Here is a 16247-nt window from a genome sequence, read left to right as displayed (position 1 = left end):
TTGACATCGGCAGTAGTGCGTGCCACAATCGCTGGCTTCGCTTTCAAAAGGCGAAGCTTTCAGCCCAAAGCGGAAGTGCCTCGAGTGGTTCGAGGCATGGACGACGGGCCCAAGACTGACCGCGGTGCTTCCCTCCTGGAGGCGCATCGGTACAAGTTGGGAATATCAAGAAATGATCCAAACTGAATCCCGGCTCGAAGTGGCCGACAACACGGGCGCGAAATCCGTCCTGTGTATCAAGGTGCTCGGTGGCTCCAAGCGGCGTTACGCCAGCGTGGGCGACGTCATCAAGGTCAGCATCAAGGAAGCCGCTCCACGTGGTCGCGTCAAGAAGGGCGAGATCTACAGTGCAGTGGTGGTCCGTACCGCCAAGGGCATCCGTCGCGCCGACGGTTCGCTCGTCAAGTTCGACGGCAATGCCGCCGTGCTGCTCAACGCCAAGCTGGAGCCCATCGGCACCCGCATCTTCGGACCGGTCACGCGCGAACTGCGCACCGAGAAGTTCATGAAGATCGTGTCGCTGGCACCCGAAGTTCTGTAAGGACAACAACGCCATGAACAAGATTCGCAAAGGCGACCAGGTCATCGTGTTGGCCGGTCGTGACAAGGGCAAGCGGGGCGTCATCTCGCTGCGCAAGGACGACTCGCACGTCGTCATCGAAGGCCTGAACCTCGTCAAGAAGCACACTAAGCCGAACCCGCTCAAGGGTACGACCGGTGGCATCGTCGAGAAGTCCATGCCCATTCACCAATCCAACGTGGCGATCTTCAATGCTGCGACCGGCAAGGCCGATCGCGTGGGCATCAAGATCACCCAGGGTGCCGACGGCAAGCGCGTGGCTGTTCGCGTCTTCAAGTCGAGCGGCGACGAAATCAAGTTCGCCTAAGAGGTACTCACATGGCACGTCTCCAACAACACTATCGCGAAAAGATCGCGAAAGACCTGGCGGAAAAGTTCGGCTACAAGTCGCCGATGCAGGTTCCGCGCCTCACCAAGATCACGCTCAACATGGGTGTGGGTGAGGCAGTCGCCGACAAGAAGGTTCTCGACAACGCTGTCGCCGACCTGACCAAGATCGCTGGCCAGAAGCCCGTGGTGACCAAGTCGAAGAAGGCCATCGCCGGCTTCAAGATTCGCGAAATGCAACCGATCGGCTGCATGGTCACGCTGCGCGGCGTTCAGATGTATGAATTCCTGGACCGTTTCGTGACCATCGCGCTGCCGCGCGTTCGTGACTTCCGCGGTATTTCGGGTCGTGCCTTCGACGGTCGTGGCAACTACAACATCGGCGTCAAGGAACAGATCATTTTCCCTGAGATCGAGTACGACAAGGTTGACGCCCTGCGCGGTCTCAATATCAGCATCACGACGACGGCCAAGACCGACGAAGAAGCCAAGGCGCTTCTCGCTGGTTTCCGTTTCCCGTTCAAGAACTGAGGCGAATCATGGCAAAACAATCCCTGATCCAGCGCGAACTCAAGCGCGACAAGCTGGTTGCCAAGTTCGCTGCGAAGCACGCGGAACTGAAGGCAATCTCCAACGACGTGAAGAAGACCGACGAAGAGCGCGCTGCTGCCCGCCTGGGCCTGCAGAAGCTCCCGCGCAACGCGAACCCCACGCGTCAGCGCAACCGTTGCGAAATCACTGGTCGCCCCCGCGGCACCTTCCGTCAATTCGGTCTGGCTCGCGCCAAGATCCGTGAACTGGCCTTCGCTGGCGACATCCCCGGTGTCACCAAGGCCAGCTGGTAAGCCAGGCAGGAGCAAACAACATGAGCATGAGTGATCCCATTGCCGACCTGCTGACGCGTATCCGTAACGCGCAGATGGTGGCGAAGCCCACCGTGTCGGTCCCGTCTTCCAAGGTGAAGGTCGCGATCGCACAAGTTCTGAAGGACGAAGGCTACATCGACGGCTTCCAGGTCAAGACCGAAGCCGGCAAGAGCGAACTTGAAATTGTTCTGAAGTACTACGCTGGCCGTCCGGTCATCGAGCGCATCGAGCGCGTGAGCCGCCCCGGCCTGCGCGTCTACAAGGCAAGCTCTTCCATTCCGCAAGTCCAGAACGGCCTCGGCGTTGCGATCGTCACGACCCCCCAAGGCGTGATGACCGACCGCAAGGCACGCGCCACCGGTGTCGGCGGCGAAGTCCTGTGCTACGTCGCCTAACCGAGACATCGAGGAGTTACTGAAATGTCCCGAGTAGGAAAAATGCCGATCACCATCCCCGCTGGCGTGGATGTGTCGATCAAGGAAGACCAGATCAGCGTCAAGGGCACGGGCGGCACGCTCAACCTCGCACGCAATGCACTGGTCAAGATCGTCAGCAATGACGGCAAGCTGAATTTCGAACCCGCCAACGAATCGCGCGAAGCGAATGCGATGAGCGGTACGATCCGTCAGCTGGTGAACAACATGGTGGTTGGCGTGACCAAGGGCTTCGAGAAGAAGCTCAACCTGGTCGGCGTCGGCTACAAGGCTGCAGCCTCCAACAACAAGTTGAACCTGCAAGTCGGTTACTCGCACCCGGTCAACATCGACATGCCGCAAGGCATCACGGTGGTCACCGCGACCCCGACCGAAATCGTGATCAAGGGTGCTGACCGTCAGCGCGTTGGTCAAATCGCCGCTGAGATCCGCGCTGTTCGTCCGCCTGAGCCTTACAAGGGCAAGGGCATCCGTTATTCGGACGAGAAGATCGTGATCAAAGAGACCAAGAAGAAGTAAGGGGCAGCAAAATGATGTTGACCAAAAAAGCACAGCGTCTTCGCCGCTCGCGCCAGACCCGCATCCGCATTGCGACGCAGGGCGTGGCCCGTCTGACGGTGAACCGCACCAACCTGCACATCTACGCCACCGTCATCTCCGACGACGGCACCAAGGTGATTGCAACCGCATCGACGGCCGAAGCCGAAGTGCGTACCTCGCTCGGCGGTTCGGGCAAGGGCGGCAATGCCGCTGCTGCCACCGCCGTCGGCAAGCGCATCGCTGAAAAGGCGAAGGCTGCCGGCGTCGAGAAGGTCGCCTTCGACCGCGCAGGTTTTGCGTACCACGGCCGCGTCAAGGCGCTGGCCGAGGCGGCTCGCGAAGCCGGTCTGCAGTTCTAACCGGACACGAGATTCAAAATGGCAAAGATTCAAGCAAGAACGCAGAACGAAGGCCCTGAAGACGGTTTGCGCGAGAAGATGATCGCGATCAACCGCGTCACCAAGGTGGTGAAGGGTGGTCGTATCCTCGGTTTCGCAGCACTCACCGTCGTGGGCGACGGCGACGGCCGCGTCGGCATGGGCAAGGGCAAGTCGAAGGAAGTGCCTGCTGCAGTGCAGAAGGCAATGGAAGAAGCCCGTCGCAACCTGTTCAAGGCTCCGATCAAGAACGGCACGCTGCACCACCGCGTGACGGGTCACCATGGCGCCGCTTCGGTCGTCATGATCCCCGCACCGAAGGGTACCGGCATCATCGCCGGCGGCCCGATGCGCGCCGTGTTCGAAGTCATGGGCATCACCGACATCGTGGCCAAGAGCCATGGTTCGTCGAACCCCTACAACATGGTTCGCGCCACGCTCGACGGGTTGAAGAACTCGACGACCGCGTCCGATGTGGCTGCCAAGCGCGGCCTGACCGTCGAAGAAATCTTCGCCTGAGCGCAAGCTCTCGCAAGGCTGAAGGAAGCATTCAAATGACGACGCAACAACAAACCCTCAAGGTGCAACTGGTCAAGAGCCCGATTGGCACCAAGGAATCGCATCGCGCGACCGTGCGTGGCCTCGGCCTGCGCAAGCTCAACAGCGTGAGCGAGCTGCAGGACACCCCGGCGGTGCGCGGCATGATCAACAAGATCAGTTATCTGGTCAAGGTTCTGTAAGAGAGACTGATATGGAACTCAATGGCATCAAGCCGGCAGCCGGCGCCAAGCACGCGAAGCGTCGCGTCGGCCGCGGTATCGGCTCCGGCATCGGCAAGACCGCAGGCCGCGGTCACAAGGGTCAGAAGTCGCGCGCAGGCGGTTTCCACAAGGTCGGCTTCGAAGGCGGTCAAATGCCGCTGCAGCGTCGCCTGCCGAAGCGTGGCTTCAAGTCGCACCTGCTGAAGTTCAACGCCGAAGTCACGCTGACTGCCCTCGAGCAGCTCGGCCTGGCTGAAGTGGACATCCTGGCGCTGAAGCAAGCCGGCCTCGTGGGCCAGCTCGCCAAGGTCGTCAAGGTCGTCAAGACCGGTGAACTCACCAAGGCCGTCAAGCTGACGGGCGTGGGCGCAACGGCTGGCGCCAAGGCTGCTATCGAAGCAGCCGGCGGCAGCATCGCCTGATCACCATCGGACTGAAAGAAGTTCTTCGTGGCAACTAACGCGGCAACGATCGCAAAAACAGGCAAGTTCGGCGACCTCCGTCGTCGGCTCGTCTTTTTGCTGCTCGCGCTCGTGGTCTACCGGATTGGCGCGCACATTCCTGTGCCGGGCATTAACCCGGACCAGCTGGCGGCGTTGTTCCAGGGCCAGCAGGGCGGCATTCTGAGCCTGTTCAACATGTTCTCGGGCGGTGCGCTGTCGCGCTTCACCGTGTTCGCGTTGGGGATCATGCCGTACATCTCGGCGTCGATCATCATGCAGCTGATGACCTACGTGCTTCCGACCTTCGAGCAATTGAAGAAGGAAGGCGAGGCCGGCCGCCGCAAGATCACGCAGTACACGCGCTACGGCGCGCTGGGTCTGGCACTGTTCCAGTCGTTCAGCATCGCAGTGGCCCTCGAGTCGTCGGCCGGTCTGGTCATCGCCCCCGGTTTCGGCTTCCGCCTGACCGCCATGGTGAGCCTGACGGCAGGTTCGATGTTCCTGATGTGGCTCGGCGAGCAGATCACCGAACGCGGCCTGGGCAACGGCATCTCGATCCTGATCTTTGCAGGTATCGCGGCCGGTTTGCCCAACGCCATCGGCGGCCTGGCTTCGCTGGTGACGACCGGTGCGATGAACCCGATCATTGCGCTCTTCATCATCGCGGTTGTGGTTCTGGTGACCTACTTCGTGGTGTTCGTCGAACGCGGCCAGCGCAAGATCCTCGTGAACTATGCGCGGCGCCAGGTCGGCAACAAGGTCTATGGCGGCCAATCGTCGCACCTGCCCTTGAAGCTGAACATGGCCGGTGTGATTCCACCGATCTTCGCTTCGTCGATCATCCTGCTGCCCGCAACGGTGGTTGGCTGGTTCAGCACCGGTGAAGGCGGTTTCCGCTGGATCAAGGACGTTGCCGGCGCACTGCGTCCGGGCGAGCCGATCTACGTGCTGCTGTACGCCGCCGCGATCGTTTTCTTCTGCTTCTTCTACACGGCACTCGTGTTCAACAGCAAGGAAACGGCCGACAACCTGAAGAAGAGTGGTGCATTCATTCCTGGCATTCGCCCGGGTGACCAGACCGCTCGCTATATCGACAAGATTCTGGTTCGCCTGACGCTGGCCGGCGCGGTGTATATCACCTTCGTCTGCCTGCTGCCCGAGTTCCTGATCCTGAAGTACAACGTGCCGTTCTACTTCGGTGGTACCTCCCTGCTGATCATCGTGGTCGTCACGATGGACTTCATGGCCCAGGTGCAAAACTACATGATGTCCCAGCAGTACGAATCGCTGCTGAAGAAGGCGAACTTCAAGACATCGTAGGGCTGTGTTGCAGTATTGAGTCCGGGCGGTAGACCGCCACGTTAAACAGTTTTAGGAGAATGAAATGAGAGTTTCGGCTTCGGTCAAAACCATCTGCCGTAATTGCAAGGTCATCCGCCGTAAAGGTGTGGTGCGTGTGATTTGCACCGACCCGCGCCACAAGCAGCGCCAGGGTTGATTGAAGAGTATTAGAGGACGCACATGGCACGTATTGCTGGCATCAACATTCCGCCGCACAAGCACGCTGAAATCGGCCTGACCGCCATCTTCGGCATCGGTCGCACCCGCGCCCGTCAGATCTGCGAAGCGAGCGGCATCGAATATTCGAAGAAGATCAAGGATCTGACCGACGCCGATCTCGAGAAGATCCGCGACCAGATCGCTCTGTTCACCATCGAAGGCGATCTGCGTCGCGAGACGACGATGAACATCAAGCGTTTGATGGACATCGGCTGCTATCGCGGCTTCCGTCACCGTCGCGGCCTGCCGATGCGCGGCCAGCGCACGCGCACCAATGCCCGCACCCGCAAGGGTCCGCGCAAGGCAGCGCAGTCCCTGAAGAAATAAGGATAGACAAGCATGGCTAAAGCACCTGCAAACAACGCCGCACAGCGCGTTCGCAAGAAGGTTCGCAAGAACGTTGCGGACGGCATCGCCCACGTGCATGCCTCGTTCAACAACACCATCATCACGATCACCGATCGCCAGGGCAACGCCCTGTCGTGGGCTTCGTCGGGTGGCCAGGGCTTCAAGGGCTCGCGCAAGTCGACCCCGTTCGCTGCGCAGGTCGCTTCCGAAGTGGCCGGCCGTGCTGCTGTCGAACAAGGTATCAAGAACCTCGACGTCGAGATCAAGGGCCCGGGCCCCGGTCGCGAATCGTCGGTGCGCGCGCTGGCTGCGCTCGGCATCCGGATCAATTCCATTGCCGACGTGACGCCCGTTCCGCACAACGGCTGCCGTCCCCAGAAGCGTCGTCGCATCTGATCGTCAGTCCGCAAGGCGCAGCCGGCTTTGAATAGCGGCTGCGCATTTGTTTTTTATCTAAGCCCACCGCCACTCGCGTTTCGCAAGTGGCTCCCGCAGGCAACTGCGGCAGATACACAAAGGAAGAATCGTGGCACGTTACCTCGGCCCCAAGGCCAAACTTTCCCGCCGTGAAGGCACCGACCTGTTCCTGAAGAGCGCCCGCCGTTCGATCCAGGACAAGGCCAAGTTCGACTCCAAGCCCGGCCAGCACGGTCGCACCTCGGGTCAGCGCACTTCCGACTACGGCCTGCAACTGCGTGAAAAGCAGAAGGTCAAGCGCATGTACGGCGTGCTGGAAAAGCAATTCCGCCGCTACTTCGAAGAAGCCGATCGTCGTCGTGGCAACACCGGCGCCAACCTGCTGTTCATCCTCGAATCGCGCCTGGACAACGTCGTCTACCGCATGGGCTTCGGCTCGACCCGCGCCGAAGCGCGTCAGCTCGTGTCGCACAAGGCGATCACGGTGAACGGTCAGTCGGTCAACATCCCGTCGTACCTGGTCAAGACCGGTGACGTGATTGCCGTGCGCGACAAGTCGAAGAAGCAGAACCGCATTGTCGAAGCGCTGCAACTCGCCCAGCAAGTCGGTATTCCGGCTTGGGTCGACGTGAACGCCGACAAGGCCGAAGGCACGTTCAAGAAGGTGCCCGATCGCGACGAATTCGCAGCCGACATCAACGAATCGCTGATCGTCGAACTGTATTCGCGTTGATTTTTTCTACCCGCCTTGGCGCATTCGCGCCGGCGGGAGATTGATATTGTTGTTCACGTTCCTGCTCCGCGCTTCGTCGCGGATCAGGTGCTTCACCAGCCTTACCGGTGTAACGAGCCGGGGGTATTGAGAGGAAGTCTGCATGCAAACCACCCTGCTGAAACCCAAGACCATCCAGGTCGAGCAACTTGCTGCCAACAAGGCCAAGGTGACGCTCGAGCCTTTCGAGCGCGGCTATGGCCACACGCTCGGCAACGCGCTGCGTCGCGTTCTGTTGTCGTCCATGGTGGGCTACTCGGCCACCGAAGTCACGATCGCCGGCGTTCTGCATGAGTACTCGTCGATCGACGGCGTGCAGGAAGATGTCGTCAACATCCTGCTGAATCTCAAGGGCGTGGTGTTCAAGCTCCACAACCGCGACGAAGTCACGCTGAGCCTGCGCAAGGACGGCGAAGGCCCGGTCCTCGCATCGGACATCCAGACCCCGCACGACGTCGAGATCATCAACCCCGACCACGTGATCGCGCACCTGTCGCAAGGCGGCAAGCTCGACATGCAGATCAAGGTTGAAAAGGGTCGCGGCTACGTGCCCGGCACGATGCGCCGCTACGCCGACGAGCCGACCAAGTCGATTGGCCGCATCGTCCTCGACGCCTCGTTCTCGCCCGTCAAGCGCGTGAGCTACACGGTCGAAAGCGCCCGCGTTGAACAGCGTACCGACCTGGACAAGCTGCTGGTCGAAATCGAAACCAACGGTGCGATCACCGCCGAAGACGCCGTGCGCGCTTCGGCTAAAATCCTGGTTGAACAGCTCGCCGTGTTTGCACAGCTCGAAGGTGGCGAACTCGCTGCATTCGATGCACCCGCACCGCGCAGCGCACAGCAATTCGATCCGATCCTGCTGCGCCCTGTCGACGAACTCGAACTGACGGTGCGTTCGGCCAACTGCCTGAAGGCCGAAAACATCTACTACATCGGTGATCTGATCCAGCGCACCGAAAACGAGCTGCTCAAGACCCCGAACCTGGGTCGCAAGTCGCTCAACGAAATCAAGGAAGTGCTCGCCTCGCGCGGCCTGACCTTGGGCATGAAGCTCGAAAGCTGGCCGCCGGCCGGCCTCGACAAGCGTTGATTTGAATTTTTGAATTTGGCCCCTGAAAGGGCCAGTGCACCGGGCAGTACCTGATACGGCTGCCTGTTTTTATAAAGTAAAGGAAAGCACCATGCGTCACGGACACGGACTCCGCAAACTCAACCGCACCAGCTCGCACCGCCTTGCGATGCTGCAGAACATGATGAATTCGCTCATCGAGCACGAAGTCATCAAGACCACGGTCCCCAAGGCCAAGGAACTGCGCCGCGTCATCGAGCCCATGATCACGCTCGCCAAGAAGCCCACGCTCGCCAACAAGCGCCTGGCCTTCGACCGCCTGCGCAGCCGCGACAGCGTCGTCAAGCTGTTCGGCGAACTCGGCCCGCGTTTCGCAGCGCGTCCGGGCGGCTACACCCGCATCCTGAAGATGGGTTTCCGCGTGGGCGACAATGCTCCGATGGCACTCGTCGAACTGGTCGACCGTGCTGAAATTAAAGAAGAAGCAGCCGAGCAAAGCGCTGCAGAATAAGTTATAATTCCATCTTGCCGCGCGATGGAGCAGCCTGGTAGCTCGTTGGGCTCATAACCCAAAGGTCGCAAGTTCAAATCTTGCTCGCGCAACCAATTTAAAAGGCCCTTTGAATTTCAAAGGGCCTTTTTCTTTTGTCGATGAATTGAAGAAAGAAATGCCCTCGCGAAGAGGGCATTTCTATTTCCGCCGGCCTTTGCCGGTGCGTGCAGCGCTGCCGCTGCCGCCCGATCAATCGGGAACGACTGCCGTGACTTCGATTTCCACCTTGGCGCGATGCTCGACCAGCGCCGCCACCTGCACGCAGGTCATGGCCGGGAAGTTGCGGCCCATCGCGTCGCGATAGACGGGCCCGAGCTCGGAGAGCCGGCGGCTGTATTCGTCGCGGTCCGTCACGTACCAGGTCATGCGCACCATGTGCTCGGGGCCTGCGCCGCCTGCGCGCAGCACCTCGGCGATGTTGCGCAACGCCTGGCCGCATTGCTCGATGAAGTCGTCCGACTCGAACTGCTGTTGTGCATTCCAGCCGATCTGGCCGCCGACGAACAGCATCGTGCCGCGCGCAGCGACACCGTTTGCATAGCCCTTGGGAGGCAGCCAGCCTTCAGGCTGCAGGAGTTTGTTGATCATGGTGTGGTGTTGAGTTGTCTCAGTTTGAATCGCTGGAGCTTGCCGGTTTCGGTGCGCGGCAGCACCGCGACGAACTCGATCTCCCGCGGGTATTTGAACGGTGCGATCGTCGCTTTCACATGGTCCTGCAGCGCCTTCACGAGGGCCGCATCGCCTTCGTGCCCTGGCTTGAGCACGCAGAATGCCTTCACGATCATGCCGCGGTCGGCGTCGGGCTTGCCGATCACGCCGCACTCGGCAACCGCCGGGTGCTTGAGCAGCGCGTCTTCGACCTCCGGTCCGCCGACGTTGTAGCCGGCTGTGATGATCATGTCGTCGGCGCGCGCCTGGTAGAAGAAATAGCCGTCGTCGTCCTGCACGAAAGAATCGCCTGGGTAGTTCCAGCCGTTCTTCACGTAGCCGGTCTGGCGCGGATCGTCGAGATAGCGGCAGCCCACGGGACCTTGCAGCGCGAGCTTGCCGACCGTGCCGTGCGGCACTTCGTTGCCCTCGTCGTCCACCACCTTGGCGGTGAAGCCAGGAACCACCTTGCCCACCGCGCCGCGGCGGACGTCGGCGCCCGCGGCGGAGATGTAGATGTGGAACACCTCGGTGCCGCCGATGCCGTCGAGCATCTCGATGCCGGTGGCTTCCTTCCACAGCTGGCGCGTGGCGTCGGGCAGCGCCTCGCCGGCGCTCACGCTGATGCGCAGGCTGGGCATGCCGTGCTGCTTCACGAAGGGCGCCATCTGGCGATAGAAGGTCGGCGCCGTGTAGCAGATCGTCGCGCCCACCTCGTTGATGAGCTTCACCAGCCCTTCGGGAGTGAACGGCGCGTCGGCAAAGTACACCGAAGCGCCGGCCCACATCGGGAACACGAGCAGCCCGCCGAGCCCGAAGGTGAAAGCCAGCGGCGGCGAGCCGATCACAATGTCGTCGCTGCGCGCGCGCAGCACATGGCGCGGCCAGGTCTCGCACATCGCGAGCACGTCGCGGTGCGTGGTGACGGGCGCTTTCGGCTTGCCCGTGGTGCCCGAGGTGAAGGCCAGCAGCGCGATGTCGTCGGAAGCCGTGGGGCAGGCCGTGAACACGCCGCTCTTCTTCGCTGCGCGCGCGGAGAGCGAGTCCGGCGCATCGGGCTTGTTGAATGCGATCACCGTGGCCAGCACGGGGTGCTCGCGCTGCGCGATCGCGAGTTCGTCGAGCAGGCGGCCATCGCACAGCGCAGCAACGGGCTGCGCCTTCTCGATGATGTCGCCCAGCTCCTTTGCGCGCAGCAGCGGCATCGTCGCCACCGCGATCAGTCCGGCCTTCACCACCGCGAGCCACGACAGCGCCATGGCCACCGAGTTGCCGCCGCGCAGCAGCACGCGATTTCCCGGCACGAGTCCGAGATCTTCGGTCAGCACCTGCGCGATGCGGTTGACCTCGATGGCGGCCTGCGCATATGTCAGCGTACCCTGCGGTGAACGCAGCATCGGCTTGTCGCCGAAGCCCTTCGCCGCAGCCTTGTCGAGCAGTTCCTCGACCAGGTTCAGCTGGTCGGGCAACTGCAGCTCGGGCAGGTCGTAGCGAAAGACGGGCAGCTGCTCGGCGGGCGGCAGGCGGTCGTGAACGAAGCGGTCGACTTGGGCAGACACGGTGTTTATCCCCGCAGAACGGATTTGCCAATGATCAGTTGTTGAACCTCCGTCGCGCCTTCGTAGATGCGCAGCGAGCGGATGTCGCGGTAGAGGCTCTCAATCTTCGTGCCAACCTTCACGCCGAGGCCGCCGTGCATCTGCAGTGCCATGTCGATCACGCGGCTGGCGTTCTCGGTGGCGCACATCTTGGCCATCGCGGCAGCGGTCGACACATCGCCGACGGCGGGTGCGCCGCGTTGCTCGGCGTCGTCGCGCATCCATGCGGCGCGGTAGGTGAGCAGCGCCGCGCTGTCGATCAGCGCAGCCATCTCGCCGAGCTTGGCCTGCGTGAGCTGGAAGTCGGCGAGCGTCTGGCCGAACATGCGCCGGCTCTTCGAATGCGAGATGGCTTCGGCCAGTGCGCGACGACCCATGCCGAGCGCTGCCGCCGCCACTGAAGCGCGGAAGATGTCGAGCGTGCGCATCGCGAGCTTGAAGCCGCCGTTGAGTTCGCCGAGCTGCGCCGTGCGCGGCACGATGCAGTTCTCGAAGCGCAGCGTGGCGAGCGGATGCGGTGCCATCACGTCGATGTGCGCGGAGGTGTCGAGACCGGGCGTCGTCGCGTCGACGATGAAGGCCGTGATGCCGCGCGTGCCGCCCGTGGGATCGGTCTTCGCGAACACGCAGTAGAAATCGGCGATGCCGCCGTTGCTGATCCAGGTCTTCTCGCCGTTCAGGCGCCAGCCGTCGGCGGTCGCTTCGGCGCGCATGGCCATTGCACCCACGTCGGAGCCTGCCTCGGGTTCGCTGAGCGCGAAGGCCGCGATCTTGCTGCCCTTCGCCACGGCCGTCAGGTAGCTTGCATGCTGTTCTGGCGTGCCGGCGAGCGTGATCGCACCGCTGCCGAGGCCCTGCATGGCGAAGGCAAAGTCGGCGAGCGGCGAATGGAAGGCGAGCGTCTCGCGCAGCAGCACGAGTGCGCGCGAGTCGAGGCGCTCGAGCGCACCGCCAGCGCTGCCGGGCACGGCATAGCGCAGCCAGCCGCCGTCGCCGAGCCGCTTCACCCAGTCCCGGCACGCCGCGCGGTCGTCGTGCTCGTCCACTTCCTGTGCGGAGGCCCAGGGCAGCAGGCCATCGGCCAGTGCGCGGTGCGCATTGTCGAAGAACGGCAGCGCGAGGTGCGCGGTCGACGGCGGTGCGGGTGCTTTGGTCATCATCGCGTCAATCTCCGCCGAACACGGGTTTGCGCTTGGCCGCGAAGGCCTCGTACGCCCGTTTGAAGTCTTCGGTCTGCATGCAGATCGCTTGCGCCTGCGCCTCGGCCTCGATGGCCTGATCGATGGTCATCGACCATTCCTGCGACAGCATGGTCTTCGTCATGCCATGCGCGAAGGTCGGGCCTTCGGCCAGGTCGCGCGCCACCTTGGTGGCGGCTTCGAGTAATGCATCGCTTTCGTGCAGGGCGTTGAAGAAGCCCCAGGCGTGGCCTTCCTGCGCGGTCATGGCGCGGCCGGTGAACAGCAGTTCCGACGCACGGCCCTGGCCGATCACGCGGGGCAGCAGTGCGCACGCGCCCATGTCCGCGCCGGCTAGGCCCACGCGCGTGAACAGGAACGCGGTGCGAGTGGCGGGCGAGCCGTAGCGTAGGTCGCAGGCCAGCGCGATCATCGCGCCAGCACCGGCGCACACACCGTCGATGGCACCGACGATCGGTTGCGGACAGGCGCGGATCGCCTTCACCAGGTCGCCCGTCATGCGCGTGAACTCCAGCAGCTCGGGCATGCGCATGCCGGTCAGCGGGCCGATGATCTCGTGCACGTCGCCGCCCGAGCAGAAGTTGCCGCCCGCGCCGGTCACGACGATGACCTTCACGTCGGTGGCGTAGGCCAGTGCGCGGAACAGATTGCGCAGTTCGGCGTACGAGTCGAAGGTCAGCGGGTTCTTGCGCTCGGGCCGGTTCAGCGTGATGGTGCCGACACCGGCTTCAAAACTCCACGCGAAGTGCTCGGCCTTGTAGGCCGCCTTCGCCTCGAATTGCGCGCGCATGGGGTTGCCTGCGCCGATGTAGTGCTTCATTCGGTCTCCGCCATCAATAGTTGGTTGTGTGAGTGTTGCTTGACCTTGCCGAGCAGCTTGTGGAGCTGCGCGATCTCCTTGCCGCTGAGGCCCGCGAAGGCCTCGACGATCCAGTCTTCATGCTGCTGCGCCATCTCGTTGAAGAGCTTGCGCCCGCGCGCGGTGAGCCGCACGCGCCAGGCGCGCCGGTCGCCCTCGACGTTGATCCGCTCGACCAGCCCTTCGGCCACGAGCTGGTCGGTGATGCCGGTCACGTTGCCGCCCGTCACCATCATGCGGCGCGAGAGCTCGTTCATCTTCAGGCCCTCGGGCGAGCGCTCGAGCTGCGACATCAGGTCGAAGCGCGGCAGCGTGGTGGCGAACTGCGAGCGCAGTTCGTTGCGCACCTGCTTCTCGATGAGCTGGGTGCAGGTCAGGAGCCGCAGCCAGAGCCGCAGCGCCTCGGGGTGTTCGCTGTGCGCGCGGGCTTCGAGGTCCATGTCAGTGCGTCTCCTCGTTGTTCTGTGCCGTCACCGCAGCCGCGGCCATCTGCTGCTGCTTCGCGATCTCGCGGTACATCTGGTCGCGGCCGCTCAGGTATTGCTTGGGCCAATCGACGTCGCGGCTCTGCAGCTTTGCGGCCTCGTGCAGCGTCCACGCGGGGTCGGCGAGGTGCGGACGGGCCACGGCGCAAAGGTCGGCGCGGCCGGCGGCAATGATGCTGTTGGCCTGGTCGGCATCGGTAATGGCGCCCACGGCGATAGTCGAGATGCCGACCTCGTTGCGGATGCGGTCCGAGAACGGCGTCTGGTACATGCGCCCGTACACCGGCTTCGCGGCGCGCGTGGTCTGGCCCGACGACACGTCGATGAAATCGGCGCCGGCTTCCTTGAAAAGACGCGCGACCACGATCGCATCGGCATCGGTGTTGCCGCCGGGCGCCCAGTCGTGCGCGGAGATGCGCACGCTCATCGGCTTGTCGGTGGGCCACACAGCGCGCATGGCGCGGAACACTTCGAGCGGGTAGCGGCAGCGCGCCTCGATGTCGCCGCCATATTCGTCAGTGCGCAGGTTGGTGAGCGGGCTGATGAAGGCCGACAGCAGGTAGCCGTGCGCGCAATGCAGCTCGAGCCAGTCGAAGCCGCATTCGGCGGCGCGGCGGGTGGAGGCTACGAACTGCTCGCGCAGCGTGTCCATCTCGGCGCGGGTGATCGCCGCGGGCAACTGGTTCTGCTCGCCGTAAGGCACGGCACTCGCGCCGAGCACCGGCCAGTTGCCGCTTTCGAGCGGTTCGTCGGTGCCTTCCCAGCCCACGCGGGTCGAGCCCTTGGGGCCGCTGTGGCCGAGTTGCATCGCGATCTTCGCGCTCGACTGCGTGTGCACGAAATCGACGATGCGCTTGAATGCGGCCTGCTGCGCGTCGTTGTACAGGCCCGTGCACGCCGGCGTGATGCGGCCTTCGGGCGTCGGGCTCGTCATCTCGACGAACACCATCGCGGCGCCGCCGAGCGCGCGGGCGCCCAGGTGCACCAGCAGGAAGTCTTGCGGCACACCGTCGACCGCGCTGTAGGTGGCCATCGGCGACACGAGGATGCGGTTCTTCAGCGTGAGCCCGCGCACCTTGTACGGCATGAGCATCGGCGCCATCGCCTTGCCGCCTGCGAGCCACTGCTCGTAGCCGCCGAGCCATTGCGTGTCGCGCACGCGCAGGTTCTCGTGGCTGATGCGCTGCGAACGCGTGAGCAGCGAGTAGGCGAACTGCTCGATCTGCATGCCCGTGTAGCGCGGCACGTTCTCGAACCACTCGGTGGAGTTGCGCGCGGCGTTCTGGATCTTCAGCACCTCGACGCTGCGGCGCGCCTCGTAGCCTTCGAGCACATGGTCGACCGTGCCGCCCTGCGCGAACTCGTTGGCCAGGTCAATCGCGTCTTCCAGCGCAAGCTTGGTGCCCGAGCCGATCGAGAAGTGCGCCGTGTGCGCGGCGTCGCCCATCAGCACCACGGGCACCGATCGGCCTTCGACGTCGATGCGGTGCGTCCAGCGCTCGCACACCACGCGCGGAAAGCGGATCCAGTTGGCCGAGCCGCGCAGGTGCGTGGCATTGCTGATGAGCGGGTGGCCGCCCAGGTACTTGGCGAACAGCTTCTCGCAGAAGGCGATGGCCTCCGGCTGCTCCATCTGGTCGAGGCCGTGAGCCTTCCACACGGCCTCGGGCGTCTCGACGATGAAGGTCGAGGTCTTGTCGTCGAACTGGTAGGCATGGGCCTGGAACCAGCCGTGCTCGGTCTGTTCGAAGGCGAAGGTGAAGGCGTCGAAGGTCTGGTGCGTGCCGAGCCACACGAAGCGGCAGTTGCGCAGGTCGACATCGGGCTTGAACACGTCGGCGTAGCGCTGGCGGATGCGGCTGTTGAGGCCGTCGCTGGCAATAACCAGGTCGGCGTTGTACTTGGCGGCGATCGCCTGGTCGTCCGTGGCGTCGGTTTCGAACACGAGGTCGACGCCCAGTGCCAGGCAGCGCTCCTGCAGGATGTTCAGCAGCCGCTTGCGGCCGATGCCGCAGAAGCCGTGGCCGCCCGAGCGCACCTGGCGGCCCTTGAAGAAGACCTGAATGTCGTCCCAGTGATGGAACTCGTTGCCGATCAGCGCCGCGGTTGGCGCATCGGCCGCGCGCAGGTTGCCCAGCGTCTGGTCGCTCAGCACCACGCCCCAGCCGAAGGTGTCGAAGGGGCGGTTGCGTTCCACCACCGTGATCTGCAGCGCGGGGTTGCGCGCCTTCATCAACAGGGCGAAGTACAGGCCCGCCGGCCCGCCGCCGATGCACAGGATGCGTTGGAGGTCCGAGGCGGGAGCGGGTTTGACCGTGCTGAGGCTGTTCATGGTTCAATAGTTTAGACATAAACGATTTGCTGTCAATGCCGATTCGTAACGGCCATCCGGCGCGCGGGTCGCGGCT

Annotated in this window: 23 protein-coding genes and 1 tRNA gene; 18 read left to right on the top strand and 6 right to left on the bottom strand. The window is 63.2% G+C overall.

Annotation, left to right across the window (positions count from 1 at the left end):
* Nucleotides 1–172 precede the first annotated feature (172 nt).
* The 18 genes from rplN (at nt 173) to ACEOAB_RS28035 (ending at nt 9103) form a co-directional block, all read left to right on the top strand.
* A complete protein-coding gene (rplN, locus tag ACEOAB_RS28120; protein WP_009124801.1) occupies nt 173–541 on the top strand; it encodes a 50S ribosomal protein L14 in 369 nt (122 codons plus the stop codon).
* A 13-nt stretch (nt 542–554) separates the two neighbouring features.
* Nucleotides 555–887: a 50S ribosomal protein L24 gene (gene rplX / locus ACEOAB_RS28115; protein WP_009124803.1), complete on the top strand. Its 333-nt coding sequence runs from the start codon at nt 555–557 to the stop codon at nt 885–887.
* A gap of 11 nt (nt 888–898) precedes the next feature.
* Nucleotides 899–1438 (top strand): 50S ribosomal protein L5, encoded by a 540-nt coding sequence (gene rplE, locus ACEOAB_RS28110; RefSeq protein ID WP_413749360.1) that lies wholly within the window; start codon nt 899–901, stop codon nt 1436–1438.
* A gap of 8 nt (nt 1439–1446) precedes the next feature.
* Nucleotides 1447–1752: a 30S ribosomal protein S14 gene (gene rpsN / locus ACEOAB_RS28105; RefSeq protein WP_009124806.1), complete on the top strand. Its 306-nt coding sequence runs from the start codon at nt 1447–1449 to the stop codon at nt 1750–1752.
* Nucleotides 1753–1772: 20 nt separating this feature from the next.
* Nucleotides 1773–2168 (top strand): 30S ribosomal protein S8, encoded by a 396-nt coding sequence (gene rpsH, locus ACEOAB_RS28100; RefSeq protein WP_009124808.1) that lies wholly within the window; start codon nt 1773–1775, stop codon nt 2166–2168.
* A gap of 24 nt (nt 2169–2192) precedes the next feature.
* Complete coding sequence (gene rplF, locus ACEOAB_RS28095; RefSeq protein WP_413749359.1) at nt 2193–2726, top strand: 50S ribosomal protein L6; 534 nt, start codon at nt 2193–2195, stop codon at nt 2724–2726.
* Between the two features lie 14 nt (nt 2727–2740).
* A complete protein-coding gene (gene rplR / locus ACEOAB_RS28090; protein WP_042672913.1) occupies nt 2741–3106 on the top strand; it encodes a 50S ribosomal protein L18 in 366 nt (121 codons plus the stop codon).
* Nucleotides 3107–3124: 18 nt separating this feature from the next.
* Entirely contained in the window at nt 3125–3643 is a 519-nt protein-coding gene (gene rpsE / locus ACEOAB_RS28085; protein ID WP_009124813.1) for a 30S ribosomal protein S5, read from the top strand.
* 35 nt (nt 3644–3678) lie between these two features.
* The gene (gene rpmD, locus ACEOAB_RS28080; RefSeq protein WP_009124818.1) at nt 3679–3864 is read left to right on the top strand and encodes a 50S ribosomal protein L30; all 186 of its coding nucleotides are present in this window, start codon (nt 3679–3681) and stop codon (nt 3862–3864) included.
* An 11-nt stretch (nt 3865–3875) separates the two neighbouring features.
* A complete protein-coding gene (gene rplO, locus ACEOAB_RS28075) occupies nt 3876–4307 on the top strand; it encodes a 50S ribosomal protein L15 (RefSeq protein WP_126748522.1) in 432 nt (143 codons plus the stop codon).
* 27 nt (nt 4308–4334) lie between these two features.
* Entirely contained in the window at nt 4335–5648 is a 1314-nt protein-coding gene (gene secY, locus ACEOAB_RS28070; protein ID WP_009124822.1) for a preprotein translocase subunit SecY, read from the top strand.
* A gap of 64 nt (nt 5649–5712) precedes the next feature.
* Nucleotides 5713–5826, top strand: coding sequence for a 50S ribosomal protein L36 (gene rpmJ / locus ACEOAB_RS28065; protein WP_013544106.1), 114 nt, complete (start codon nt 5713–5715; stop codon nt 5824–5826).
* Between the two features lie 23 nt (nt 5827–5849).
* A complete protein-coding gene (rpsM, locus tag ACEOAB_RS28060; protein ID WP_013544105.1) occupies nt 5850–6215 on the top strand; it encodes a 30S ribosomal protein S13 in 366 nt (121 codons plus the stop codon).
* Nucleotides 6216–6227: 12 nt separating this feature from the next.
* Entirely contained in the window at nt 6228–6632 is a 405-nt protein-coding gene (gene rpsK, locus ACEOAB_RS28055; RefSeq protein WP_009124825.1) for a 30S ribosomal protein S11, read from the top strand.
* Between the two features lie 130 nt (nt 6633–6762).
* Nucleotides 6763–7386 (top strand): 30S ribosomal protein S4, encoded by a 624-nt coding sequence (gene rpsD, locus ACEOAB_RS28050; protein WP_009124826.1) that lies wholly within the window; start codon nt 6763–6765, stop codon nt 7384–7386.
* Nucleotides 7387–7528: 142 nt separating this feature from the next.
* Nucleotides 7529–8518: a DNA-directed RNA polymerase subunit alpha gene (locus ACEOAB_RS28045; RefSeq protein WP_009124827.1), complete on the top strand. Its 990-nt coding sequence runs from the start codon at nt 7529–7531 to the stop codon at nt 8516–8518.
* Nucleotides 8519–8609: 91 nt separating this feature from the next.
* On the top strand, nt 8610–9008 hold the full coding sequence (gene rplQ, locus ACEOAB_RS28040; RefSeq protein ID WP_009124828.1) for a 50S ribosomal protein L17: 399 nt from the start codon (nt 8610–8612) through the stop codon (nt 9006–9008).
* A gap of 18 nt (nt 9009–9026) precedes the next feature.
* A tRNA-Met gene (locus ACEOAB_RS28035) sits at nt 9027–9103 on the top strand.
* A gap of 136 nt (nt 9104–9239) precedes the next feature.
* Here ACEOAB_RS28035 and ACEOAB_RS28030 read toward each other — a convergent pair.
* Genes ACEOAB_RS28030 through ACEOAB_RS28005 form a run of 6 tightly spaced genes read right to left on the bottom strand, consistent with a single transcriptional unit; the run spans nt 9240 to nt 16171 of the window.
* Nucleotides 9240–9638, bottom strand: a complete 399-nt coding sequence (locus ACEOAB_RS28030) for a RidA family protein (RefSeq protein ID WP_056516702.1) — start codon at nt 9636–9638, stop codon at nt 9240–9242.
* Nucleotides 9635–11257 (bottom strand): AMP-binding protein, encoded by a 1623-nt coding sequence (locus tag ACEOAB_RS28025; RefSeq protein WP_413749358.1) that lies wholly within the window; start codon nt 11255–11257, stop codon nt 9635–9637. Before ACEOAB_RS28025 ends, ACEOAB_RS28030 begins: the two co-directional genes overlap by 4 nt.
* A 5-nt stretch (nt 11258–11262) precedes the next feature.
* Nucleotides 11263–12456 (bottom strand): acyl-CoA dehydrogenase family protein, encoded by a 1194-nt coding sequence (locus ACEOAB_RS28020; protein ID WP_413749357.1) that lies wholly within the window; start codon nt 12454–12456, stop codon nt 11263–11265.
* Between the two features lie 4 nt (nt 12457–12460).
* Nucleotides 12461–13315, bottom strand: coding sequence for an enoyl-CoA hydratase family protein (locus tag ACEOAB_RS28015; protein ID WP_056592798.1), 855 nt, complete (start codon nt 13313–13315; stop codon nt 12461–12463).
* Complete coding sequence (locus ACEOAB_RS28010; protein WP_413749356.1) at nt 13312–13794, bottom strand: MarR family winged helix-turn-helix transcriptional regulator; 483 nt, start codon at nt 13792–13794, stop codon at nt 13312–13314. Before ACEOAB_RS28010 ends, ACEOAB_RS28015 begins: the two co-directional genes overlap by 4 nt.
* 1 nt (nt 13795) lies before the next feature.
* Nucleotides 13796–16171: a bifunctional salicylyl-CoA 5-hydroxylase/oxidoreductase gene (locus ACEOAB_RS28005; protein ID WP_413749355.1), complete on the bottom strand. Its 2376-nt coding sequence runs from the start codon at nt 16169–16171 to the stop codon at nt 13796–13798.
* Nucleotides 16172–16247 lie beyond the last annotated feature (76 nt).

Source organism: Variovorax sp. Varisp53 (assembly GCF_059491555.1).
This window is presented reverse-complemented; position numbering and strand designations above follow the sequence as displayed.